This window comes from Streptomyces sp. NPDC054849 (assembly GCF_053610945.1).
Map to the genome: position 1 here is coordinate 77,158 of NZ_JBSGZI010000018.1, position 22,980 is coordinate 100,137.

General features: G+C 70.0%; 25 protein-coding genes and 4 pseudogenes. 14 read left to right on the top strand and 15 right to left on the bottom strand.

Going from position 1 to position 22,980, the window contains the following annotated elements:
- Positions 1 to 77 precede the first annotated feature (77 nt).
- Positions 78 to 1,670, bottom strand: coding sequence for a 4-hydroxyphenylacetate 3-hydroxylase N-terminal domain-containing protein (locus tag ACWGIF_RS11285; protein ID WP_453494468.1), 1,593 nt, complete (start codon positions 1,668 to 1,670; stop codon positions 78 to 80).
- Between the two features lie 266 nt (positions 1,671 to 1,936).
- Between ACWGIF_RS11285 and ACWGIF_RS11290 the strand changes: the two genes are divergently transcribed.
- The 4 genes from ACWGIF_RS11290 (at position 1,937) to ACWGIF_RS11305 (ending at position 5,428) form a co-directional block, all read left to right on the top strand.
- Positions 1,937 to 3,379 (top strand): class II 3-deoxy-7-phosphoheptulonate synthase, encoded by a 1,443-nt coding sequence (locus ACWGIF_RS11290; protein WP_453494471.1) that lies wholly within the window; start codon positions 1,937 to 1,939, stop codon positions 3,377 to 3,379.
- 28 nt (positions 3,380 to 3,407) lie between these two features.
- Positions 3,408 to 3,890: a MaoC family dehydratase gene (locus ACWGIF_RS11295; protein WP_453494474.1), complete on the top strand. Its 483-nt coding sequence runs from the start codon at positions 3,408 to 3,410 to the stop codon at positions 3,888 to 3,890.
- A gap of 81 nt (positions 3,891 to 3,971) precedes the next feature.
- The gene (locus ACWGIF_RS11300; protein ID WP_453494477.1) at positions 3,972 to 4,682 is read left to right on the top strand and encodes a TetR/AcrR family transcriptional regulator; all 711 of its coding nucleotides are present in this window, start codon (positions 3,972 to 3,974) and stop codon (positions 4,680 to 4,682) included.
- 14 nt (positions 4,683 to 4,696) lie between these two features.
- Positions 4,697 to 5,428 (top strand): siderophore-interacting protein, encoded by a 732-nt coding sequence (locus ACWGIF_RS11305; RefSeq protein ID WP_453494479.1) that lies wholly within the window; start codon positions 4,697 to 4,699, stop codon positions 5,426 to 5,428.
- Positions 5,429 to 5,755: 327 nt separating this feature from the next.
- Here the strand turns inward: ACWGIF_RS11305 and ACWGIF_RS11310 are convergent, their stop codons facing one another.
- The gene (locus ACWGIF_RS11310) at positions 5,756 to 6,226 is read right to left on the bottom strand and encodes a hypothetical protein (RefSeq protein ID WP_453494482.1); all 471 of its coding nucleotides are present in this window, start codon (positions 6,224 to 6,226) and stop codon (positions 5,756 to 5,758) included.
- A gap of 313 nt (positions 6,227 to 6,539) precedes the next feature.
- Here ACWGIF_RS11310 and ACWGIF_RS11315 point away from each other — a divergent pair, with 313 nt between their 5' ends.
- Positions 6,540 to 7,433 (top strand): IS982 family transposase, encoded by an 894-nt coding sequence (locus tag ACWGIF_RS11315; RefSeq protein WP_453494485.1) that lies wholly within the window; start codon positions 6,540 to 6,542, stop codon positions 7,431 to 7,433.
- 19 nt (positions 7,434 to 7,452) lie between these two features.
- Here ACWGIF_RS11315 and ACWGIF_RS11320 read toward each other — a convergent pair whose 3' ends face one another.
- From ACWGIF_RS11320 to cbiE, 3 genes are read right to left on the bottom strand one after another with little or no spacing between them, the layout of a single operon-like run.
- A complete protein-coding gene (locus ACWGIF_RS11320; RefSeq protein ID WP_453494488.1) occupies positions 7,453 to 8,226 on the bottom strand; it encodes a cobalt-precorrin-6A reductase in 774 nt (257 codons plus the stop codon).
- Positions 8,216 to 8,965 (bottom strand): precorrin-4 C(11)-methyltransferase, encoded by a 750-nt coding sequence (cobM, locus tag ACWGIF_RS11325; protein WP_453494491.1) that lies wholly within the window; start codon positions 8,963 to 8,965, stop codon positions 8,216 to 8,218. The genes ACWGIF_RS11320 and cobM overlap by 11 nt, the downstream gene beginning before the upstream one ends.
- The gene (cbiE, locus tag ACWGIF_RS11330; RefSeq protein ID WP_453494494.1) at positions 8,962 to 10,227 is read right to left on the bottom strand and encodes a precorrin-6y C5,15-methyltransferase (decarboxylating) subunit CbiE; all 1,266 of its coding nucleotides are present in this window, start codon (positions 10,225 to 10,227) and stop codon (positions 8,962 to 8,964) included. Before cbiE ends, cobM begins: the two co-directional genes overlap by 4 nt.
- Positions 10,228 to 10,429: 202 nt before the next feature.
- Between cbiE and ACWGIF_RS11335 the strand changes: the two are divergent.
- The 3 genes and pseudogenes from ACWGIF_RS11335 to ACWGIF_RS11345 form a co-directional block, all read left to right on the top strand.
- Positions 10,430 to 10,765 (top strand): annotated as a pseudogene (locus ACWGIF_RS11335) (SDR family NAD(P)-dependent oxidoreductase); the annotation flags it as partial.
- A gap of 89 nt (positions 10,766 to 10,854) precedes the next feature.
- Positions 10,855 to 11,397, top strand: a complete 543-nt coding sequence (locus tag ACWGIF_RS11340) for an MOSC domain-containing protein (RefSeq protein ID WP_453494497.1) — start codon at positions 10,855 to 10,857, stop codon at positions 11,395 to 11,397.
- A 500-nt stretch (positions 11,398 to 11,897) separates the two neighbouring features.
- On the top strand, positions 11,898 to 12,257 hold the full coding sequence (locus ACWGIF_RS11345; protein ID WP_453494500.1) for a hypothetical protein: 360 nt from the start codon (positions 11,898 to 11,900) through the stop codon (positions 12,255 to 12,257).
- Positions 12,258 to 12,435: 178 nt separating this feature from the next.
- On the opposite strand, the gene ACWGIF_RS11350 is transcribed toward ACWGIF_RS11345, so the two are convergent.
- From ACWGIF_RS11350 to ACWGIF_RS11365, 4 genes are all read right to left on the bottom strand, one after another.
- On the bottom strand, positions 12,436 to 12,849 hold the full coding sequence (locus ACWGIF_RS11350) for a hypothetical protein (RefSeq protein ID WP_453494503.1): 414 nt from the start codon (positions 12,847 to 12,849) through the stop codon (positions 12,436 to 12,438).
- Positions 12,850 to 13,352: 503 nt separating this feature from the next.
- A complete protein-coding gene (locus tag ACWGIF_RS11355) occupies positions 13,353 to 13,745 on the bottom strand; it encodes a hypothetical protein (protein ID WP_453494506.1) in 393 nt (130 codons plus the stop codon).
- Between the two features lie 247 nt (positions 13,746 to 13,992).
- On the bottom strand, positions 13,993 to 14,271 hold the full coding sequence (locus ACWGIF_RS11360; protein WP_453494509.1) for a hypothetical protein: 279 nt from the start codon (positions 14,269 to 14,271) through the stop codon (positions 13,993 to 13,995).
- Positions 14,272 to 14,318: 47 nt separating this feature from the next.
- Entirely contained in the window at positions 14,319 to 15,512 is a 1,194-nt protein-coding gene (locus ACWGIF_RS11365) for a hypothetical protein (RefSeq protein WP_453494512.1), read from the bottom strand.
- Between the two features lie 984 nt (positions 15,513 to 16,496).
- Between ACWGIF_RS11365 and ACWGIF_RS11370 the strand changes: the two are divergent.
- Both ACWGIF_RS11370 and ACWGIF_RS11375 read left to right on the top strand, forming a co-directional pair.
- Positions 16,497 to 17,476, top strand: a pseudogene (locus ACWGIF_RS11370) (APC family permease); the annotation flags it as partial.
- Between the two features lie 108 nt (positions 17,477 to 17,584).
- Complete coding sequence (locus ACWGIF_RS11375) at positions 17,585 to 18,079, top strand: DoxX family protein (RefSeq protein WP_453494543.1); 495 nt, start codon at positions 17,585 to 17,587, stop codon at positions 18,077 to 18,079.
- 12 nt (positions 18,080 to 18,091) lie between these two features.
- Here ACWGIF_RS11375 and ACWGIF_RS11380 read toward each other — a convergent pair whose 3' ends face one another.
- The gene (locus ACWGIF_RS11380) at positions 18,092 to 18,397 is read right to left on the bottom strand and encodes a PadR family transcriptional regulator (RefSeq protein ID WP_453494515.1); all 306 of its coding nucleotides are present in this window, start codon (positions 18,395 to 18,397) and stop codon (positions 18,092 to 18,094) included.
- Between the two features lie 101 nt (positions 18,398 to 18,498).
- Positions 18,499 to 18,786: pseudogene (locus ACWGIF_RS11385) on the bottom strand (Tn3 family transposase); the annotation flags it as partial.
- On the opposite strand from ACWGIF_RS11385, the gene ACWGIF_RS11390 reads away from it, so the two are divergent.
- Both ACWGIF_RS11390 and ACWGIF_RS11395 read left to right on the top strand, forming a co-directional pair.
- Positions 18,773 to 19,237 carry a hypothetical protein gene (locus ACWGIF_RS11390; RefSeq protein WP_453494518.1) on the top strand — a complete coding sequence of 155 codons (465 nt, stop codon included), beginning with the start codon at positions 18,773 to 18,775 and terminating at the stop codon, positions 19,235 to 19,237. The pseudogene ACWGIF_RS11385 and the gene ACWGIF_RS11390 overlap by 14 nt on opposite strands.
- Positions 19,238 to 19,312: 75 nt before the next feature.
- The gene (locus ACWGIF_RS11395; RefSeq protein WP_453494521.1) at positions 19,313 to 19,744 is read left to right on the top strand and encodes a hypothetical protein; all 432 of its coding nucleotides are present in this window, start codon (positions 19,313 to 19,315) and stop codon (positions 19,742 to 19,744) included.
- Positions 19,745 to 19,801: 57 nt separating this feature from the next.
- On the opposite strand, the gene ACWGIF_RS11400 is transcribed toward ACWGIF_RS11395, so the two are convergent.
- Positions 19,802 to 20,107, bottom strand: a complete 306-nt coding sequence (locus ACWGIF_RS11400) for a hypothetical protein (protein WP_453494523.1) — start codon at positions 20,105 to 20,107, stop codon at positions 19,802 to 19,804.
- A 255-nt stretch (positions 20,108 to 20,362) separates the two neighbouring features.
- Here ACWGIF_RS11400 and ACWGIF_RS11405 point away from each other — a divergent pair, with 255 nt between their 5' ends.
- Complete coding sequence (locus ACWGIF_RS11405; protein ID WP_453494526.1) at positions 20,363 to 20,812, top strand: LppU/SCO3897 family protein; 450 nt, start codon at positions 20,363 to 20,365, stop codon at positions 20,810 to 20,812.
- A gap of 125 nt (positions 20,813 to 20,937) precedes the next feature.
- Here ACWGIF_RS11405 and ACWGIF_RS11410 read toward each other — a convergent pair whose 3' ends face one another.
- The 3 genes from ACWGIF_RS11410 to ACWGIF_RS11420 form a co-directional block, all read right to left on the bottom strand.
- Positions 20,938 to 21,168, bottom strand: coding sequence for a hypothetical protein (locus tag ACWGIF_RS11410; RefSeq protein WP_453494528.1), 231 nt, complete (start codon positions 21,166 to 21,168; stop codon positions 20,938 to 20,940).
- A gap of 98 nt (positions 21,169 to 21,266) precedes the next feature.
- Positions 21,267 to 21,599 (bottom strand): hypothetical protein, encoded by a 333-nt coding sequence (locus ACWGIF_RS11415; protein ID WP_453494545.1) that lies wholly within the window; start codon positions 21,597 to 21,599, stop codon positions 21,267 to 21,269.
- Between the two features lie 70 nt (positions 21,600 to 21,669).
- Entirely contained in the window at positions 21,670 to 21,873 is a 204-nt protein-coding gene (locus ACWGIF_RS11420) for a cold-shock protein (protein WP_391705659.1), read from the bottom strand.
- A 229-nt stretch (positions 21,874 to 22,102) separates the two neighbouring features.
- On the opposite strand from ACWGIF_RS11420, the pseudogene ACWGIF_RS11425 reads away from it, so the two are divergent.
- A pseudogene (locus ACWGIF_RS11425) lies at positions 22,103 to 22,768 on the top strand (IS701 family transposase); the annotation flags it as partial.
- Positions 22,769 to 22,980 lie beyond the last annotated feature (212 nt).

The window sequence follows — 22,980 nt, forward strand, 5'->3', positions numbered from 1 at the left end:
ACGGCGCATCTGCTCCGGATCCGGTCGTCCCGAGGACGTGGGAGGGCCCGTGGCCCGACCCGCGGCCGTCGGAGTGTTCACGGTGCGGCCTCGACGCGCGGCGCTCCCGCGGCGCGCCCGATGTTCCCGTCGATGACCGTCGTGTCGGTCGGGTTGATCAGGTCCGGGGCCTTCCAGCCGTTCTCGTCGTACTCGGACAGGCAGTCGTCGACGAGGTGCTTGTACCGGTCGAACTGGCCGGACGCCTGCTGGGCGTGGAGCGCCTCGAAGCGGATCTGCTCGTGGTTGCCGGCGTAGTTCATCTCGTACAGCTCCCAGCGCGCGCCGAACTCGGTGCCGACGGCGTCCCAGGCGAGCTTCATCAGCTTCACGCGGTCGATGGCCTCGACGCCCAGGCCGCGTACGTACTTGTCGAGGTACGGGCGGATCTCGGGGCTGGACCAGTCACGGGCATGGGAGTTGTTGTAGATCAAAGCACTGCCCAGGTCCCGGAGGAAGATCTCACGGACCTTGGGGTAGATGGAGGACGACAGCACACGGAAGGCAAGAGCGGTGTCCCCGTTGGGCGTCACCGTTCCGTCGGGCCACTTGGTCGGGTTCTCCGTCATGGAGTCCACCAGTGCCCAGAACATGTTGCGGTAGGCGAGAACCTCGCCCAGGCGGCTCTGGACCCCGCGAAACTCCGATGTCCCGGTGGTTTCGAGTCCCTTCGCCAGCAGACCGGTCAGGAAGTCCATCTTCACGGCGAAGCGCACGCAGGCGTGGAACATCGCCCGGTAGAAGAAACCGGACCCGTAGAAGAAGTTGTTCGCCTTGTCCACGTCGTAGCAGAAGACGTTCTCCCAGGGAATGAGCACCTGGTCGAACACCAGGATTCCGTCATTCTCGTCGAGCCGGCTGCTCAGCGGCTGGTCGAACGGGCTGCTGACCGTCGCCGAGGCGAATTCGTAGGAAGGGCGCGAGATTATCTTCAGGCCCGGGCTGTTCGTGGGCACGATGAAGTAGGCGGAGAAGTCCTTGGCCCCGTCGGGAATCCGCCCGTAGCTGCCGATGAAGATGTGCTGGGTCAGCGCCGCACCGGTGCCGACCACCTTGGCGCCGGAGACGACCAGGCCGGCGTCCGTCTCGCGGTCGACCGTGAGCATCACGTCCCTGAGTTCGGTGAGGCCACGATTGCGGTCGATCGGGGGGTTGACGATGCCGTGGCCGATGAACAGCACGTTCTCCTGGGCCTTGCGGTACCAGGTGGCGGCGTTGTCCTCGAAGGGCGCGTAGTGCTCCTTGTTCGAGCCGAGCGTGGACAGGAAGGCCGCCTTGAAGTCGGGAGTACGGCCCAGCCACCCGTACGTCATGCGCGACCACTCGGCCATGGCCTCGGCCGAGGCCTTCAAGTCGGCGGACGAATAAGGAGCCTTGAAGTAGGGGTGGGTGAACCCGCCGCTGCCGGTGTCCGTCGGTACGACCAGTTTGCCGTTCCGCTGCGGATCGTGAAGGGCGTCGAACAAGCGGGCGATCATCCGGGAGTTGTTCCTGAAGGCCGGGTGGGCCGTGACGTCGTCGACTCGCTCGCCGTAGATCCATACGTCCCGGCCGTCACGGAGGCTCTGCAGGTACTCGTCCCCGGTCTGCGGGCGGGAGACGGGTCCACGCGGGGCATCGGTGCTAGTCATCCAGAATTCACCTTTCAGGGCCGGTTCCGAAGCAATGGCACGGGCACGGGGGCCTGGTGCTGCCGCTCCTTTCACTGTCCGAAAGCCTCCATCACCGGTGTGCGCGGTGACAGTCGGCTTCTGGGGCTAGTGCCGAAGTATTAGGCCCCTCCTGCTAGCCCCAATGACGCACTGCGGGAAGCGGGCTTCCGCTGGCAGGCTTCCGCTGAGGTCGGCCGCGACGCGGCGTCCCACCCCTCGGATCAGAAGACTTTGAGGTTCTCTCCGTGGAAAATCCGACTGACGCATCCTGGCGGTCCCTTCCGGCCGCGCAACAGCCCGAGTGGCCGGACCCGGCAGCACTGCACGCCTCCGTGGCGGCTCTCGCCTCCGCACCGCCTCTCGTCCTCCCCGCCGAATGCGACGCCCTGCGCGAGCGGCTGGCGCAGGTGGCGCGGGGCGAGGCGTTCCTGCTCCAGGGCGGTGACTGCGCCGAGACGCTGGACGGACGGGGCGGCGGCTCCGTGACGAACACGCTGGAGGTCCTCCTCCAGATGGCGGACGTGCTCACTTACGCGGTGGCCGCGCCCGTGGTGAAAGTCGGCCGGCTGGCCGGCCAGTACGCCAAACCCAGGTCCCGGGCCACAGAGACCCGCGACGGGGTCACGCTGCCGTCCTACCGCGGCGACGCCGTCAACGGCCGCGCGTTCACGCGTACTTCGCGGGTCCCGGACCCGCAGCGGCTGGAGCGCGTCTACCACGCGTCCGCCACGACGTTGAATCTCCTGCGGGCGTTCGCGACGGGTGGCTACGCGGACCTGGACCGCGTGCACCAATGGAACCGGGCCTTCGTGGCGCGGTCCCCGGTGGGCCGGCGCTACGAGCGTCTGGCCGATGACATCGACGCCGCACTCGCCTACATCCGAGCCTGCGACATGGACACCTCGTCGATGCGCACCACGGAGGTCTTCGCCAGCCACGAAGCACTTCTGCTGGACTACGAGCAGGCTCTGGTCCGTACGGATCCCCACACCGGACGCCGATACGCACTGTCCGGACACATGCTCTGGATCGGCGAGCGTACGCGCCGGCTCGACGGAGCCCATGTCGAGTTCGCCGCGGGAGTCGGCAATCCCATCGGTGTGAAGCTGGGTCCTGAGGCACCCGTCGGCGATGTTCTCGGGCTGCTCGACCGCATCGACCCGCAGCGCACACCCGGGCGGCTGACCTTCATCACCCGTATGGGCAAGGACCGTGTACGGGATCACCTGCCGACCCTCGTCGAGAAGGTGCGGGCGGAGGGGGCGCAGGTCGCATGGGTCTGCGATCCCATGCACGGCAACACGTACACCGCGCCGAGCGGTCACAAGACCCGGCACTTCGACGACATCCTGGACGAGATCACCGGATTCCTCGAGGTACACCGGGCGCTCGGCACCCATCCGGGCGGCATCCACCTCGAACTGACCGGCGGGGACGTCACGGAGTGCGTGGGCGGAGGGAACGCCGTTCACGCCGGTGACCTGCACCTGCGCTACGAGAGCGCCTGCGATCCGCGGCTGAGCCGCGGCCAGTCGATGGACCTGGCCTTCAGGGTCGCGGAGTGGTTCACCGTCGAGGGCCGCCGCACCCCGCGGCAGCGCATCGTCCGGTCGGCGGACCCCGTCGCGTCGCCCTTCGAGGGCGCCCCCGGCGGGGTCGCAGCGGCGTACGCCGCCTCACTCGGCTGAGTCGCAGGAGACAAGGAGATTTCGCGCTGTGCTGCACTTCGAAGACTTCCCCGCCGGGAGCCGGTACGACCTCGGCGCAACCCGCGTCACGAGCGAGGACATCATCGGCTACGCGCGCGTCTGGGACCCCATGCCCTTCCACCTGGACCCGGAAGCCGCGCGCCGGTCGCCCTTCGGAGGGCTCGTGGCCAGCGGCTGGCACACCGGCGCCGTGGTCATGGGCCAGTTCGTCCGCGCTCTGCTCGCCGGTTCCGCCTGCCAGGGCTCGTACGGCATGGACGAGGTGCGCTTCCTCCAGCCCGTCCGTCCCGGCGACGAGCTGAAGGGTTTCGCCGTAGTCGAGGAGGCGGAGCCCCATCCGAAGCGGGCCGGCGTCGGCGCCGTGCGTTTCCTCGTCGGCGCCGAGAACCAGCGCGGGGACACCGTGTACCGGATGCGGACGCGCCTGCTGTTCGCCGGGCGGGATGCGCCCCCCGTCTCGGGCCCGGCCGATGCGCAGCCGCCGGCCTGAAGCCCCTCGCACCGCGCGTTCGCGCACTCGACTCCCGCTCCTTCCGGGCCTCCCCCTGCCTGGAGGGAGCGGGCGCGCATTTTGATTAAACGCACCGTTGCGTCTAGTCTAGTTCTGGTTCAGAGTTCCTTCGGGGCAGGGATACGGAGAGGAGCAGCCATCACACGGCCCTCGGGTGGAGAACACGCATCTCGGCCATCGCCCGCACCCCACACCAAGGCGGGCCCGCAGCGCAGTGAGGCCGCCCGTGTCGCCGTCCTGCACGCCGCCGACGACCTGCTGCTGGACGTCGGCTTCAACGGCATGACGATCGCGGCGATCGCCGAACGGGCGGGAGTGGCCAAGCAGACGGTCTACCGGTGGTGGAGGTCGAAGGGCGACATCCTCATCGACGTCCTCGAGGAAGACCTCCAGGACGAGTCGACGTGGCAGCCGACGCGGGACGATCCCACGTCGGCCCTGGAAGAGCACGTCACGCACACCAACGCGGTCTTCAGCCACACGTCCACGGGCCGCGTCCTGTTCGCCCTGGTCGGCTGCGCCCTCCAGGACCCCGCGCAGGCCGACGTGCTCCGAGCCGGAGTGCTCGAACGGCAACGGGAGCGGGACATCGAGGGGATCGGCGCGATCCTGACCGCCCTGCCCCACCTGCCGTCGGACCGGACGGCGGCGCAGGTCCTGCTGGACGTGACCGTGGGGCCGCTGTTCTACCGGGCGTTCGTCGCAGGTATGCCGACGGACCCCGACGTCACCCGCGAACTTCCGGCCATCGCCCTGTCTTCCCTCACCTGAGAGGTACCGAGTTCATGTTCCGAGCCCGCCGGCCCCGCTACCAAGCGGTGGTCGAGTCCGTCGTCAGGATCGCCCCGCGCATGGCACGCATCACGCTGGGCGGCCCGGGGATGGCCGCCTTCCGCTGTGACGAGCCGACGCAGTGGGTCAAGCTGTTCGTCACCGACCCCGCGGACGGCAACGCCGTCGGACGCGCCTACACCATCCGCCGGTACCACCCCGAACGGCCCGCGGTGGAGATCGACATCGTGCTGCACGGCAACGGTCCCGCCGCCCGGTGGGCCGAGGCGGCGGCGCCCGGCCAAGAGGTGTCCTTCGGCGGACCCAGGGGATCCTTCAGCCCGTCCGGCGACGCCGACTTCTACCTGCTGGCCGGTGACGAGAGCGCACAGCCCGCCGTCCTGACGATCGCCGAGTCCCTTCCCCCCGGCCTGCGCGCCCTCGCGTACCTGGAGGTGGAAGGCCCGCAGGCGGAAATGGACGTGAGCTCACCGGCCGATCTCGACCTCGTGTGGGTACACCGTGCCGCGGGACAGCCCAAGGGCCAGGCGCTGCGCGAAGCGCTGTGCAACGCGAGCACCCCTCCCGGCCGCGGTGTGGCATGGGTGGCGGGGGAGTCCGTCGCGATCCGCGACATCCGCCGCCATCTCCACGACCACCTCGGCATGGGCCGCAACGACGCCTACGCCAAGGGCTACTGGAAGCTCGACGAAGCAGACCACCGCGACCCCGACGCCTCCGACTGAGCGGCGGCCCGGTGCAGCCTTCCACCGGTGCACGGAGCACGGAGCACGGAGCACGGAGCCCGGAGCACGGAGCGCGCGTCGGCATCACCGGGCCCGCTGCCCCAGACGAGTCATTCCGAAGTGATCGTGATCAGCTTGTCGATGGGCCAAGGGGCCATTCGATGGCCTGCTGCTGGCCCGTGGACATGCACGCCTCCTGCGCCAAGGCGGGCTTTGCGTTCCTCGAGAAGCCGGCGAAGTAGATGATGCTCGCCGCACAATGGAGGCCGGAGCTGGTGCTGCTTGCCCGGGCCGCTCACGGCAGCTGCCGAATCCCTCCCCGGGGTTTCAACTCAGCTGGTCGCGCACGAGATCAAGGAATGCCTGTCGGCTCGGACGGATGTGCGCCCAGACCTTCTCATCCCGTGGCTCTCCCGGGTCTTCGGGGCCCTTCCTGATCACCTCCTGTACTGCCCACGCGAGGCTACGTGCCGCTTCGCTGACCTCAGACGTGCACAGCACGTGGATCGTCTTCTGCATCACCCACACCCTGTCAAGGACCTGCCTTGCCCGGGCCTGCCACTGCTCGTCAGCCAGGTTGTGGTGATGCCGATCCACCGCGACTCGTTCAGCTTCCTGCACCGCAGACAGAAATTCGATGAGGTGAGTGAGCCGCTCGTTGCGGCGCGCCTCGGCAAGTTCACGAACACTGCGGCGCGCCTCGCCGCGTTCCAAGGCGCGTCCTGCCGAGCGCTGGGCCAGCATCGACATGAACCCACCGAGCAGGACGCCGATGAGCGGCGCAAGCGTTGTCCACACAACGTCCCATTATGACACCGATGGCATGAGCATGGCGCGGGGTTCGGCAATCTCGGGCCGGACCGGGACACGCAGACGGCCAGGTCGTCGCAGCCTTCGACAACGGCGGGCAGCAGACGGCGGAGGATCTGAGATCTTCGCACTGCCCTGGACGCTCTTGGCCACAGCGCGGACCGGGAGGTCCGGCACGGGCGGCCATGGCGGTGGCGTCCGGTCTCCCGAAGCTTGTCGGCCTGCTCAAGCGTGAAGCCGAGCAATCGGGCAGCCCCCTGCCGGCGGCCGGAGAGACAGACAGGGCGGCCAAGATCGTTCTGTGACGAATGACCTGGACGCCCTGCTCACCGCACTGTATGTGAAGATCGACGACGATATCACGGACACCCGGTGGCTGGGACGCCCTCCCCGGCTGACCGATTCCGAGCTCGTCTGCCTCGCCGTCGCCCAGGCGATGCTGGGCTTCACCTCGGAGTCCAGGTGGCTGCGGTTCGTCGGCTCCCGCCTCGGCGAGATGCTCCCCTTCGTGCCGAGGCAGCCGGGCTGGAACAAGCGGCTGCGGGCTGCGCTGCCGCTGGTCAAGCGGGCTATACGGCTCCTTGCGACGGACACCGACTTCTGGTTCGACAACCACTGGATCATCGACTCCACCCCGGTCGAGTGCGGCCGGTCACGCCCCACGGTGAAGCGGTCGGACCTGGCAGGCTGGGCCGGATACGGATACTGCGCCAGCCATTGCCGATTCTTCTGGGGCCTGCGGCTATACCTGGTGTGCACCCCGACCGGTATGCCGATCTTGTGGTCCCTTGCGAACCCGAAGCTGGACGAGCGCGAGGTGCTGACGGCGATGTTGGATCGTGAGCCGGACACAGTCACCGACCGCCCCGGCCTGCTGGTGATCACGGACAAAGGCTTCGCCTCCAAGGAATTCGAGACCGATCTGGCCATGCGCGGGGCAGAGCTGCTGCGGCCCTCGTTCAAGCGGGAGAAACGCCGCAAGGGCGAGTCACTGCTGAAATCGGTGCGGCAACTGATCGAGTCGGTGAACGACACCCTCAAAGGCCAGCTCGACCTGGAACAACACGGCGGCCGGACCTTTGAGGGCGTCGCCGTCCGCGTCGCCCGACGCGTCCTCGCGCTGGCCGCGGCAATCTGGCACAACCACAAGACCGGACAGCCAATCACACGGTCCCTGATCGCCTACGACCACTGATCACTTCGGAATGACTCATCTAGGCGGATCCGCCGAGCCACTCCAGGGCGGCCCGGACCGAAGGCGCCTGCGCCACGCCCTGCGGCACCGGGGGGCGGCGTACGACCAGGACCGGGATGCCCGCCTCGCGGGCGGCCGTGAGTTTCGGGGCGGTGGCCGAGCCGCCGCTGTCCTTCGTCACCAGGACGTCGATCCGGTGGCGGGCGAGCAGCGCCCGCTCGTCGTCGAGGGTGAACGGGCCCCGGTCCAGCAGGACTTCGAGGCGCGGGGGCGCCGGCGCGGCCGGGGGGTCCACCGAACGCATCAGGAACCAGGTGTCGGTGAGGTCCGCGAAGGTGTGCAGGCCCATCCGGCCGGTGGTCAGGAACGCGCGGCTGCCGAGGCCCGGCAGCAGGGCGGCCGCCTCGGCGAGCGAGTCGGCGAAGGTCCACGCGTCGCCCGGTCCGGGCGTCCAGCCGGGACGGCGCAGCGCCAGCAGCGGCACGCCCGAAAGGGCCGCCGCCGCAGCGGCGTTGAAGCTCATGCGCTCCGCGAAGGGATGAGTGGCGTCGACCAGCCGGCTGACCCCGTGGGCGCCGACCCAGTCCGCCAGTCCGGCCGGCCCGCCGAAGCCGCCGATCCGGGTCTCGCCCGGGGGGAGCACGGGCGAGGCGACCCGCCCCGCCAGCGAGGTGGTCACCCGGTACGAGGGTTCGTGCGCCAGCGCCTCCGCCAGACGGCGGGCCTCCGTGGTGCCGCCCAGGATCAGGACGTGCCGTTCCGGGCCGCGGGCCGCAGCCGGTTCAGCAGACATGCCGGTCGCGCTCGGGGGAGTACAGGTGGCTGTCGCGGAACTGCTCCGCCCCCAGGGTGCGGCCCACCACGATGACGGCGGTGCGGACCAGGCCCGCCTCCTTCACCTGGGCGGCGATGTCGGCCAGGGTGCCGCGCAGGATCAGCTCGTCGGGGCGGCTGGCCATCGCCACCACGGCCACCGGGCACCCGGCCCCGTAGTGCGGCAGCAGCTCGTCGACGACCCGGTCCACATAGCGGGTGGCCAGGTGCAGCACCAGCAGCGCGCCGCTGCGGCCCAGCGTGGCCAGGTCCTCACCGGGCGGCATCGGGGTCGCCTGCTGGGCGATCCGGGTCAGGATCACGGTCTGCCCGACGGTGGGGACGGTCAGCTCCCGCTTGAGCGCGGCGGCCGCCGCGGCGAAGGCCGGGACGCCCGGGACGACTTCGTAGGGGATGCCGGCCGCGTCGAGGCGCCGCATCTGCTCCGCTACCGCGCTGAAGATCGACGGGTCGCCGGAGTGCAGCCGCGCCACGTCCCGGCCCGCCGCGTGGGCCCGTACACACTCGGCGATGATCTCGTCGAGGTTCAGCTGCGAGGTGTCGACCAGCCGGGCGTCCGCCGGGCACTCGGCCAGCAGCTCGCGCGGCACGAGGCTGCCCGCGTACAGGCAGACCGGGGCGGCGGCCAGGGTCCGGGCACCGCGCACCGTGATCAGGTCGGCGGCGCCGGGGCCCGCGCCGATGAAGTACACGGTCATCTCTGATCCTTCTCCTCGGTCGACTCGGTCGACTTCGTCACTGACCACTGGGTGACGGCCATCGCCTGCCGCCAGCCCGTGAAACCGCCGACCGGCACGGCGTGCGCGACCGCCAGCTTCACCAGTTCGCCGCCGTGGCGCCGGTAGCGGTCGGTGAGGACCGCCTCCGACTCCAGGGTGACGGTGTTGACCACCAGCCGGCCGCCGGGGGCCAGCGCGGCCCAGACCGCGTCCAGCAGGCCGGGCGCGGTCAGCCCGCCGCCGATGAACACGGCATCCGGGGCGGGCAGGCCGACGAGTGCCTCCGGTGCGGCGCCGACGACCACGCGCAGGCCGGGCACGCCGAGCGCGGCCGCGTTACGGGCGATCCGCGCGGCGCGCTCCGGGACGCGCTCCACCGCCACCGCCCGGCAGGAGGGGTGCGTCCTCATCCACTCGATGCCGATGGAGCCTGAGCCGCCGCCGATGTCCCACAGCAGCTCGCCGGGGGCCGGGGCCAGCGCGCACAGGGTCGCCGCCCGGACGTGCCGCTTGGTGAGCTGCCCGTCGTGTTCGTACGCGGCGTCCGGCAGACCGGGGGTCGCGCCGAGGCGCGGCGCCTCGTGGGCCGGGTCCCGGCGGCAGTCGAGGGCGACCAGGTTCAGGGGATCGCCGGGCGCGTGGTCCCAGCTGTCGGCCCGGCCCTCGTACGCGTCCTCGCGCTCGGAGCCGAGCTGTTCCAGCACCCGCATCCGGCTCGGACCGAAGCCCCGCTCTCGAAGCAGAGCGGCGATCTCGTTCGGGGACGCCGCTCCGGCGCTGAGCACCAGCACCCGGCGCCCCTCATGGAGCGCGGCCGCGACCCGGGCCACCGGCCGGCCGACCACCGTGACCACCTCGGTGTCCTCCACCGGCCATCCCAGGCGAGCGCAGGCGTAGGAGACGGACGAGGGGTGCGGGTGGACGTGCAGCGACTGCGGCCCGAGCTCCTCGGCCAGGGCGCGGCCGATCCCGTAGAACATCGGATCGCCGCTGGCCAGTACCGCGATCCGGCGGCCCGCGTGCTCCGCCATCAGCTTCGGTACGGCCGGCCGCAGCGGGCTCGGCCACGCCACCCGCTCACCGGCGCACTCGGCGGCGGGCAGCAGATCCAGCTGACGCGGCCCGCCGATCAGCACCTCGGCCGACGACAGCGCGGACCGCGCGGCGGCGGTGATCCCGGTCCAGCCGTCTGCGCCGAGGCCGACGACCGTCACGAGTATGGGGGGCGGTGCGGAACTCACTGCGCGGTCCTCGGGGACGGGATGGGGAAAGCGGGTGACCCGCAGCCTACTGGCCTGCGGATCCGAGCTCCGCGCCCACCCTCACGACACCCGTGCCGCGCCTTCCCGGCACGTCGGCCTTTCCTTCGCGGCACCTTCGCGGCACCTTTGCGGTGCTCTCGGTCTACCCTCGGTAACCCCACCGCTTCACGACGGAGCTGCCATGCCCGGCTGGAACGCCGTGAACATCCCCGACCAGAGCGGCCGGACCGCCGTCGTGACCGGGGCCAACAGCGGGATCGGCTGCATCACCGCCCGCGAGCTCGCCCGGCGCGGCGCGCACGTCGTGCCGGCGTGCCGCAGCGCGGCGTGGGGCAAGGCCGCCCGCATCCGGCTGCGCGCGGAAGTGCCGGGCGCAGAGGTGGAGTTCATACCGCTCGATCTCGCCGACCTGTCCACCGTACGGGAATTCGCCACCGCGTACGGGAGCCGGCGCGCATCGCTGGACCTGCTGATCAACAACGCCGGCGTGATGGCGCTCCATCCGGCGCTAACGGCCTCACCCGCGATTGACCGTGGCTACTGCGCCTTGAGGCCCGAGGGTTAGGGTCGTGGCTGATCATTGTCATTGAGGAGGGGGCTCCGAGGATGAGCGGGATAGTGACGGCCGTCAGCAGCAACGGCGAGTACACATTCACAAAGCCGAACCGGGACAGCATCACGCTGCTCGCCGGGCTTGGTGTGGAGGGTGATGTGCATGCCGGCGTGACGGTCAAGCACCGCTCTCGGGTCGCGCAGGACCCCACCCAGCCGAACCTGCGCCAGGTCCACCTCATCCATGAAGAGCTCTTCGCCGAGGTCCGTGCGGAGGGATTCAAGGTGGTGCCCGGTGACCTCGGCGAGAACATCACCACCAGCGGTATCGATCTGCTGGGTCTGCCGGTCGGCACGCTGCTGCGCATCGGCGACCATGCGGTGCTGGAGGTGACCGGCCTGCGCAATCCCTGCCTGCAGATCGACAACTTCCAGGACGGGCTGCTGAAGCAGGTTGTCGGCCGTGATGAGTCCGGGAGCATCGTGCGCAGGGCCGGAATCATGAGCATCGTGAAGGAGGGTGGCGCGGTGCGCCCGGGCGACACGATCAAAGCGGAGCTTCCCAGCGGGCCACACCGGCCTCTGGAACGAGTCTGACGTCTCCACCGGGCAGGCCGTGACATGGCCTCGGCCGCGCGGGTTCTTGTGGTGGGAACATCAAGCAGGCCCGCGTGGCCATCTCACATCCTGCCTTCCGCGGCCTATCGCGCCAGCATCTCGGCGAGTTGATCGAAGAACTCGCGCCACGCTGGGACGCGCACTGCGAGTCCGGACGCCATGACCGGCGCCACGGCAAGCGCCGACGGGAGGCCGGGGCTGGACCGAAGTACGAACTCGTCTTCATCGGGGCCGGGTCTTGGTGACCCTCGACCACGCCGTAGGCCTCGGTGGCGTACCGGTACTGCATCCCGCGATCGTGCCACGCCCCCACCGCCGGACCCCGCCGCCGACACCAGGGCCTACGGGTGACACCGGAGGCCGTGTTGAACGCGTTCAACACCTCTGGCAGTATGGCTTCCGGTGAACCTGCCGGAGCAGCGGAGTCGGATCCGCCTGCCCTCGCGACGGGTCGCCACGAGACCGGAGGTGGGCACGACATGGGCCTGATCCTGCTACTCCTCGCCCTGATAGTCGCCCTCGCCGTCGCCCTTGTGGCCTTGGCCGTGATCCTCACGGCGAGCGCGGGCCTGGGCCTCGCGACCGCCGCGGTGAGCCGCAGGCTGCCGCTCTGGGCCAGGATCACGCTGCTGCTGACCCTTGCCGCCGCTCCGGCGGCGGCGCTGGTGAGCACCCTGGACGTTGCGGCCGTCTGGCAGCTGGCCGCTTGGGCGCTGCCGTTCCTCACGACGGTCGCCTCAGGAGCCGCCTGGCTCGCCTTCGAAGCCCACAGGCGCCGCGCGCCCAGGCTCCCGAAGCCGGCATGGCCGGTCCGCCACGCACCGGCCGCCGGTCGCTGAGCACGCACCACTCAGGTGAGTTCCCACAGCACGCCGAGCAGGGCGTTGTCCTCCCACTGGTCGACGACTTCGACGTAGCCGGCCAGGACTTTGGAGTGGGGGCCCATCCGCCCTGCTGGGCGATGACGATCTGGTCGTGGCCCTTGAGCCGGGAGGACATCACGATGCGACGAGCCAATCAGGGCGTGCGGATCACTGCTCCCGAAACGAACCACCGCACCAGCGCAGCGGCAAGGTGGACTCCCGCCCTGGCGGCTTCCAGCGTCTCTGGCACGGTCGCGCTCTGGGCGCCGTGGCGCGAGGTCTGCCCCTCCCACAGCGCGCGCATCATCGCCTCCACCGGGGCGATCGGGTCACCGCGCGGCGTGGTGATCGCGGTGCCGAGCTTATGCCGGGCGTTCTTGATCTCGCCGAGCATCGTGCCGAGCGTAGCCTTGGAGTTGTTCGGCTGGATGACGGCGTGCGCGGGGGCCGCGTCGGGGCGGGCGGCGGTCCGCCGGCGGCGGAGCCAGCCGCCGACGGCGGCCGCCGTCAGCACGGTGAGGCCGCCCAGGGTCTCCGCGGTCCAGCCGGTGAGCACGTCGGTGAGCATCGTGGTGTCCTTCGTCTACGTCGTGATGAGAGACGGAGCATGAAGAGACGTCAGCACTTGCGTCGCGTCCTGGGCGGCACAGTGCTGGAGCGGGGGGTTAGCCCCGCAACATCCGGGCGGCCCCGTGATGAGCAAACCGCCGACGGGCGGGCAGCCGGTACCCCTCATGGGGCACCAGGGCGATGAAAGCGATGAAAGATCAACTCCGGAGATCGGGCGGCGAGAACCCAGCCAACCGGAGAGGACGGCCAGCCGGAATGACTTCTTGGGTGACTTCTGAGAAGTCAGTATCGACCTCTGGCGCTTGATGACTTGCCTTATCAAGCGCCAGAAGACCGGCGGCGGATGACGGGCAGACAGACATGGGACACGCGGTCGAGAAGCACGCCGGAACCTCCGCGACCACCGTGTTCGGGGCCGCCGCCCTCCGCGGCGCCCCGCCGGTTTGTACGGGCGGCCGGTGCGCGGCCTCGGGGTGAGGGTGCACCAGGTGACGTACTCGGTCAGGGTCTCGCCGGTGGCGGGCGGAGGCCGGCCGCCAGGGCCCACTGCTCGAAACTGGCCCAGTCGCCGAGGTAGCCGCGGGCGGTGGCGGCCGGGACGCCCTTAGTCATGGCGGCGAGCGCATCCTTGGACAGCTGCTGCCGGGCCGCCGGTACGACGACGGTGACGGCGGCCATGGCGCGGTCGACAGAGGCGGGCGCCCACCACGCCGCAGGCCTCCCCCAGCCGAGCCAGACCGGCGCCCGCCTGGTGCTGCGCGGACACTCCGCGCCGGCCACCCGGCCCCGCGCCATCACCTCGACCGTACCGAACAAGGCGGTCACCGCCTCGATGTCCACGTCGTCGATCCCGTCGAACACGAGTGAGTCCCAGAACGATGCGTTGGTCTGCATGACCGGCACGATCACCGCCAACGGCCGACCACGGCAGAGACCATCAGGGAGTTGATGGAGCGTCAGTATCGGCTGCCGGGCAGCCAGGCGTACGCGGTCTCACGCGACCCAGCCCCTCGCAATCGAACACCACGGTGACGCTCCGCGACCGCTCCCCAAGATCTGTGCCAGAACCGAGACTTGGAAACGCCTTTCTGGCGTGTCGGCATCAGCCGATGGCCGACAGAGGTGGCCATACCTGTGATCGCTACGTGGGCGTCGTCTCCTGGCTTCCGGCCGCCGTCGGTGGGGTGGCGGCGCCGTACAGGGAGTGGTCGAGGAGTGCGTGCATGCGGGGGACGGGGAGGGACGGGTTGGCCGCAGCGCCCTCCGCGGTGCGCGGGTCCGTGAGGAGGGCCTCCAGGACTTCGGGCGTCAGGACCGGATTGGCGGCGGCCGCCCGGCGCACCGACTCGTCGGCGTCTTTCACTGGGGGTTCGGGCAGGGTGGGATCGGCTGCGGCCAGGGCGCGCACCTCGGGGTCCATGTGCCCGATGAGGGGGGTCCGGCCGGTGCGGGGGAACGCGGGCAGGCTCAGCAGGTGCGAACGGTGGGCCGGGCGGTGACAAAGACGTCCAGGAGGAGGTGTGGCGGCGCCAGGGGGTGGTGGCAGGCCAGCCGGATCCGTACCTCCTCGTCGTCGTCCTGTGCGAGTGTCTCGACGAGTGCTGCGGGCAGGCCGGGCCAGCTCGCCGCGACCCGGCGCAGCACCGGTTCCTCGGACGCCGCGCAGGCGGCGAACCAGTCGGGGGACGGCTCGGTGCCAGGCTCGGTGATCGGGCAGATGCAGTCTTGACCGTGTCCGATGACCCGGTGGATGGCCCAGTACTCGGCCCAGGTACGGGGGAAGGGGTGGAGGCGTGCGCGCATCCGGACGTCCTGGTCTCGGTCCTCCCTCAGCTCGGTGACCAGGTCCGCTCCCAGGTCGGGCCGGGCGGCGACCATCTCGCGGACCTTCGCCTCGGGGTGGCGGGCGAGCCGGGCGACGGCGTAGGCCGGGGTGTGGCGGTTCCAGGTCAGGGGGTGCACCGTGCCGTCCGCGAAGCACTGCTCGACGAGCGCGGGGGACAGGGCGCACGTGCCGAGCACGAACCGCTTGCCGTGCGAGCCGAAGGACGGCAGCTTGGCCTCCACGGCTTCCGGGTCCAGCTCCCAGATGCTTCCCTGTGCCGCTTCCCGTACGGCGGGGTCGGGGTCGTCGAGCAGGGCCTCCCGGTGCGCCGGGGTGAGCGACTGCCACCCCCAGGTGGCGCGTACGCGGAGCTCGGGGTGCTCGTGCCCGGCCATGGCTTGGTAGAAGGACAGAGGGATCTGCCGTGAGGCGCTGAGTTCCTGGGTGATCTCGTGCTCGGTGAGCATGCCGTCCTCGCCCCCGTCCTGGGCGGTCAGGAAGGTGACGAGGATGTCGTCCGGCAGCGGTCGGACCCATCGGGGCCGGGGTCGGGGCCCGCCGGCAAGCCCGGCGCGGACGACCCCTGACGGGTCGGTTGCCAAGGGGGCGAGTTGTGCGGGGTCGACGTGCTGGTTGCCGGCGAGCCGGCGGCGGATCCCCCTGTCGGGGTGGCGCAGGGCTGCGTCGATGACGGCGTCGGGAAGGTCGCGTCCCTCGCACATCAGCCGCCCGGCCTCACCTGCCGATTGATCCAGCAGGCGTATCAGTACGTCGGAGGGCGCCGCCGGGTTGAAAGCGATGCCGCGCAGCCACAGGTCAGGGAGAGTCTCGGACACCGCGTCATCCTGCCATTCCATCCCTTGCCCGTCGTGCATACGATGACCCGCCGCCTGGGGAACGCACAACGTCAGGGCCGAGTCAAGCAACCGGGCGTTGCTGAAACCCGGCGACATCGTCTGCCTTGTCCACGGGGTGTTCCTGCCCTTGGGTGACGCACGCTCTCGCTCCTGACCAACAAAGCCAGGATGGGGCAGTCCCCCCTGCCCCATCCTGCCGCTGCGCCCAGCAGCCCGACCAGAAAGGCGAACTCGTGGCAAGCAAGCGTGGACACACGCATAACAACCGGATCGCTTCCCCCGTCCGGAAGATCCGCGGCACCAGGTACGCCAGTCCGCTCCCGGACCCGAGCGCGGAAGTCATCAAGGAGATAGAGGACAAGTACATCAACCGGCCGCAGTGGAAACCGATATCCACAGCCGCTCCTGTCGCCCGTGGGGGCGCCCCGAAAGCGGGGACGTGCAAAGGATGCGGACGCGTCAAGCCCTCCACGAAAACGTACTGCCCGTCCTGTATCGAGTGGATCCGCACAGGCAAGCTCAAGCCGTAGCTTCCGGAGCTCCCCGGCACGCAGAACGACGAGGGGCCCGGCCATCAAGCCGGGCCCCTCGTCGTGCCACCGTCAAGGACCGGCCACCGTCACATGGCATGCGTGGCCGCCGCCGTTGCCGACTGCGGCCCGTCTGGGGTTCCAAAAGACGGCCAGCGGCAGGAGGGGGGGGAGGGGTGCCCGGGTGCGGTGTGCCGTCGACTCCGCCGGAGTCGGGTCGGGCGCCGTACTCCCGCCGTCGCGGATGACGGGCGCGTGAGGAGAGCGCACCGCCGGCCGTGGCCGAGGGGGAGCAGCAGCTGCCGCGCGGTTGTGCTGGGGCCGTGGGGGCGCTCCGCTCAGCGCGGCGCCGTGGAGCTGACCCGTCCGGCGAACTGGGAGACTTGGGCGGTGAGCGCACTTTGCCGTCATCGTCCCGAGGGACGTTGCAGATCACCTCGCCGGGTGGGGGTTCGTGGTGGGCAAGACCGCTTCCTGCGCGGCCATGGCTCTCACGGTGGGGTCGTACGTGTGGCCTGGCCAGGCTCACGCGGTCGCGGCGGTGGTGGCGCTGACCGCGGTGAACTACGCCGGGGGGCAGAAGTCGGCGCTGCTGACCCGGGTAATCGTGGCGGTGGTTCTGGCGGTGCTCGCCGCCGTGGCGGTCGCCTCCCTCACCTCATCGGCGTCGAGCGCGGCTCGGCTTGATGTCGGGGGTGACGCGACCTTCGACGGGGTGCTCCAGGCGGCGGGCCTGCTGTTCTTCGCGTTCGCCGGGTACGCGCGCATCGCAACTCTCGGCGAGGAGGTCCGCGACCCGCAGCGCACCATCCCCCGGGGTATCTCGATCGCGCTCGGTATCACCCTGGTCGTCTACGCCGTCGGCGCCGTCTCCGTGTTGTCCGTGCTGGGCCCGCAGGGGCTGGCGCAGGCCGCCGCGCCCCTGTCGGAGGCGGCCCGGGCGGCGGGCGCCGACTGGCTGGTGCCGGTGGTGCGCGTCGGTGCGGTGGTGGCCGCGCTCGGCTCGCTGCTCGCGCTGATCCTCGGTGTCTCTCGCACCACCCTGGCCATGGCCCGCGACCGGCACCTGCCGCACGGGCCGGCCACGGTGCACCCGAAGTTCAAGGTGCCGCACCGGGCAGAGCTCCTGGTGGGCGCGGTGGTTGCCGCGGTCGCCGCGACGGCGGACGTGCGCGGGGCGATCGGGTTCTCCTCCTTCGGCGTCCTGGCGTACTACGCAATCGCCAACATCTCCGCCTGGACCCTCACGCCGGACGAGGCCCGCCCGGCCAGGGTGGTCCCCGTCCTCGGGCTGACCGGCTGCCTCTTCCTGGCCTTCGCCCTCCCGGTGTCCTCGGTGATCTGGGGTGCCGCGGTCCTGGTCCTCGGGCCGCCGCCTACGGGGTGCGCCGCATCGTGGCCGCCCGCAGTTCCCAGGTACGACGCGCCCGCCCCGGAAGGGACGGAAAGCCGCTGGTGCCCCTTTGCCGCGCGGGACGATCGGTATCCGAGACGTCTTCGCCAAGGCAGAGGGGCATTCTCATGACGCAGCTCAGCATCCGGCAGGCCCAGCTGACCGCCACCAGCGCACCCGCCGCGACGGTTCTCATCCGTCTGTACGTCGGCGCGGTCTTCCTTTCCGAGGGCATCTTGAAGTTCCTCCGCCCGGAGGCGCAGGGCGTCGGCCGGTTCGACAAGGCCGGCATTCCCGTCCCCGGCTTCTTCGCGCCCCTCGACGGCCTCTTCGAGATCGTGTGCGGCCTGCTGATCCTGGTAGGACTGCTCACCCGGCTCGCCGTGATCCCCATGATCGTGAACATGCTCGGCGCCCTGCTGATCACCAAGCTGCCGATCCTGTGGGGCGACGCCGCGCTGTTCGCCGGCAAGACCGGCTGGTGGGACTTCGCCCACGAATCGCGCACCGACCTCGCCCAGCTGTGCGGCAGCCTCTTCCTGCTCCTGGTCGGCGCAGGCGCCCTCTCGCTCGACGCGCGCCTGGCCCGCACGGCCGCGGTCCCGGCCTCTGCGGTCCGCTGACCGGCCGCCGGTCTACCGGGCTTCGTCGCCGAGTACCTCACGGGCGAGTTCCCTGAGCGCCCTGCGGTCTTCCGCGAGGGCCTGCTCCCCGGCCTCGGTCACCTTGTAGACCCGCCGGGTACGGCCGTCGACCACCCGCGTCTCGGAGACCAGCAGCCCGTCGGCCTCCAGCCGGTGCAGCGTCGGATACAGGGTGCCGGGGCTGATCTGGTAGCCGTGGCGGGCCAGTTCCTCGGTCATCCACGCGCCGTGGATCTCCTCCTCGGCCGCCTGGTGCAGGATGTGCAGCCGCACCGCACCGCGCTGGAACTCCCGCACCTCGACACCTCCGGCAGTGACGAAACCGATATCGGTATCCGATCCTGCGTCGACCGGCACTCGCGCCTACGCGGCCGGAACGGCAGGTGCGGCCTGCGCATTCACCCTTCCCTGCCGTCCTCGTCGTCGTCGAGTCCGGCTGCGTCCGGGTCGCGCAACGGCCGCAGGGCGCCGCTCGCCGGGGTGGAGGCGGTGAAGCTATAGCGGCCCAGAACGTTGAGGTTGCGGTGCTTGAGCGGGGACAGCCGCGCGATGTCCTCGTCCCGGATCTCGTGCCCCTCCGCGCGGAGCTGGGCGACCGCGGCGTCGATGTAGCGGGTCGTTTAGAGCACCACGGCGTTCAGCACCAGGCCGAGCGAGCCGAGCTGGTCCTCCATGCCGTCCCGGTACGCCTGGAAGGCCGCCACCGACTCCTACAAGAAGGCCAAGAAGGGGACCAAGTACGAGATCCCCGAGGCGCCCGAAGGCAGATCGGACCTGACGATGAAGAAGGGCGCACCGAACAAGTCCGGCTCGATGGCCATCGCGGTCGACGGTAACAGCACCGCCTACACCCCGTTCGGTTCCACCCGCATCTGGGCCGACATCTGGTACTACGGCCGCCAGCTCACCTTCTACAGCGACGGCTCGAAGAACCTTGGCGACTACTCCTTCCGCGACCAGGCGTCGTCCACCTGCAACAACGACGAGATCGGCGGCATGGCACTCTACGACTGGCGCACCGGGATGCCGGACCCGTCCATCATCACCGGACTGGGCGGATGCCTCGGAAACCTGCACAGCTACAGCTACCCGACGGGCGGGAACTGGGGCGACAAGGCCGACGAACTGACCATGTAACCCCCCACTGTCACCGAGCCCCCGCACTGACTACGGTTTGGGGCCTCTCCCATTCCGGCACCCGAGGAGCTCGCCTTGATCACACGCCGTCTGTTGCTGACCGCATCCCTCCTTGCACTGGCCGGATGCTCACTGGAATCCCAACCGAAGGGAGACCTCGCCGTACCCGACCGCCTCACACCCCAGCCCCACGGGTTCTACCACCAGGACGAGGCCAGGGACGGCGAACTCTTCAAGACATGGGCCGCCTCCGCAAACAACTCGGACTGGTCCGTCGTGAGCCACGTGAAGGCGGTGCAGCGCGTGGTGGAGGGAGACGCGGTGTACGCCTACATCCACACCGACCTGAACCCGAAGAAGGACGACCCCGACATGCAGGCCCAGGCGATCGGAGAAGCGTATACACAGTGGCCTCAGCGTGCCACGGACGCGGTCCGGATCGGTGTCTTCGACGCACAGGGCAGGCGCATGGGAAGGGCCATGATGGTGGAGCCTCAGCGAAGCTGACGACATCACCGATATGACAGAGTCTGACTACGAAGACATTCGTGGGCATCTGCGATGCTATCCGAACGAAGCGACACAGCTCTCGGGGCTTGACGCCGCACCGATCCGGCCGCTGTAAGCGGCGATCACGGTATTGAGCAGCGCGCCGGCGTACCGGGCGGCCCGGGCCATGGCCCGCCCGACCCCGTCCGGGGAGAGTCGGCGGGATCCGAGGTTGCCCCACTGGTCGACGTAGACGAAGGCCGGGCCGCCGGGCTCGGCTCCGGCGGCGGTCTTGGCGTTCAGCGACGGCCGCCCGGCCGAGGCACAGGCCGCGGCGGCGGTGGAGCGGCTGGAGAGCACCGACCCCACGACGTACGCCACGCTGACGGGCGGGGACCGGGAGCTGGCCGAGTCCCTCGGCTACGCCTGGCCGCGGCGGAACTAGTCATCACGCATCCGGCGCCGGCGCCCGGGCTCCTACGTTTTCCCGCGCACCGAGCTTCGGCCAACCGCTGCCCCCGCACACCGCAGTTGGGAACGCCAAGGCGGCTGATCGGTCGTCAGTCACAGACGGTAGCCTGCGCATGGTCGTCGCTGCGACCCTTCCCTTGCCGTATCTGATCCATGGGGGTCACCATGTCAACACCGCCGTCCTACCAGCAGCAGCCCTATGGGCGGCCCCAGCAGCCGGCGCCTGTGGGCCCGAACCGGCCGCGGCACGGGAACGTGCTCCAGCTGCTCCTCACTATGGTCATCTTCCTGGCGATAGTTGGTGGTGTCGGCTACTGGGTGTACGACTACAACACCAACCCCAACGGCGGCCAGGCGAAGAAGGAAGCCGCGGCTGTCGCCCAGCACGAAGAGGACAAGACTCACGAGCCGAAGGTCGGCGACTGCGTCAAGGTGCAGGACCCGCAGGGCAAGCCGGTGCCGACGATTGTCGACTGCGGTTCGGCGGAGGCCCAGTACAAGACCGGCGAGATCCTGCCCGGCGAGGGCATGAAGTGCGGGCCGAAGTTCGACTACGGCATCCAGCACACGGCGTCCCGCGGGTTCGACTACACCATGTGCTTCACCAAGCTCTGACCCACCGGTCCGGGTTCCGGCCGCCGCCCGCTCCCGTGGGCGCCGGCGGGAAGCATTTCTGCGATGGATTCAGCTGCAGTCCCCGCAGCCTGCGTGCTCAGACCGGCCGCTGACGAGTGGTGGTTTCAATGGTGCTCATCGCAGGAGGAGTCTGGTGGCTCCTCCACCACTAGCTCGCCGACCTGGGAGAACGCGGCCCGGCGACGACATGAAGAGCACCCGTTATCCGAGGCGAGACGCGCCACCACATCAGCGCGCTCGGCCCGGTCGACGGTCCAGTTGGTGTCGACGGGGATCGTGATGGTCAGCTCCGCTTTGTGCGCCGCCGAGAAGCTGGTCGCCTCGCCGCCGTTCATGAAGATCACGATCGAGGGGGCGGACAAGGCCTTCAGGTGTGGCGTCGGCAGACGTGGGGCGCTGGTCGCCCTGTTGCCCCGTTGCCCCGTCGCGCCGCTCACCGCGGCAGAAGCAGGGCGTTGCGCACGATGGCGAGGACCTCGTCCCGGGTGGGGGGTGTCGGGGCCGTCATCACGTGCAGGCACAGTCCTGTCATCAGCGGGGGGATGGTGGCGGCGGCGACCGGGCCGACCAGAGGGGTCATGACCTCGGTGCTGACCCGTGCCGACAGGCTGGCCGCCTCCCGCAGTTCCGGGCGGCGCAGGGCCGCAATGTGCAGCTCGTACTCGACAACCGCGTTGGTGCGGCCTTTGCCCAGGCAGGCCATGACGCTGTCGGCCAGCCCTTCAACGATCTGGTGGGGCCGGCGGCGGCGTTCTCCTCGGCCCAGGACCGCACGAAGCGGGCGACGCCCCGCTGCAGCTGAGGGCCGCCTGCGGGGCGTCGAGGGATGGAGCCGCTCAGACCGGGCGGATGTTCTCTGCCTGCGGGCCCTTCTGGCCCTGCGTGACGTCGAACTCGACCTTCTGGCCCTCCTGCAGCTCGCGGAAGCCCTGGGCGGCGATGTTCGAGTAGTGGGCGAAGACGTCAGGGCCGCCGCCGTCCTGCTCGATGAAACCGAAGCCCTTCTCGGCGTTGAACCACTTCACGGTGCCTGTAGCCATGCTGTTCTCCTCGACGTGCGCAATCGCCGGCGCCCGCACTGCGCGAGCTCCGCGTCCGGCCGACCTCGCGCGATCGCAGGGTCCGAAGACGCCCATGACCGCGATCACGGGCGAGCAGCGGCTCGGAACCACGACTGCTTCTGGCGACCACGCTATCGCCCCAAGAGCCCTGACCCGCACAGGACACGGGCCCGCAAGTCGACCGCGGGGCATCCGGACCGCCCACGGTCTCTGTGAGCTGTCCGCGATCGGCTGCCTGCGGCCCGCCGCACTGGTCGCCGACGCCGGCTACGGCGCGAACGCCGACTTCCGTCACGGCCTGGAGGACCGGGGTTTGGCCTACGTCCTGCAGGTCAAGGGCGAAATGACCGCCCACGGTCAGGATGCCGAGCCGCATCAGCCCGCCTACAGCGGGCTCGGGCCCCGCCCTCTGCCTCGATACCGCACCCGGCCACGTTCGTTACGCGACCATGTGCCGGCTGCCGGACGAAGCCGTGGCCGGACGCTGACCTGGCGCAAAGGCTCCAAGGCCGCGATGAGCTCGCACTTCGTGCTCCTTCGGGTCCGCCTCGCCGGCCGCCGCCCGAAACCGGCGGCCGACGGGACGATTCCGCTGGTCTGGCTGATCGCGCAGTGGCCCGAGGCCGAGGCGGAGCCGGTGAAGTACTGGATCTCGGACCTGCCCGCGAACATCCCCGCCAAGGACCTGGTCCGGCTGGCGAAGGCCCGGTGGCGGATCGAGCACGACTACCGCGAACTGAAGACCGCTTTAGGACTGGACCACTTCGAGGGACGTTCGTTCACCGGCTGGCACCGCCACGTCACCCTCGTCACCGCCGCCCACCTGTTCCTGACCGAGCAGCGGACCTGCCCAAAAGCCCCTGCCAGGGCCTGACTCTCTACCAGGCCCTGGACCTCATCCAACATCTACTCGCCACCTGGACCGGCACCTGCCCCACCTGCCGACAACCCGCCCCAAGGCAGCCCCACGACACCAGTTAACAAAGCACTACTAGTCTTCTGAGTCAGGAATTCCGTTCAGATGTATAAGCTTGGTCTGTGGCACGTACTGGGCGGCCGAAGGCCGAGTTGATCCTGTCCGGTGAG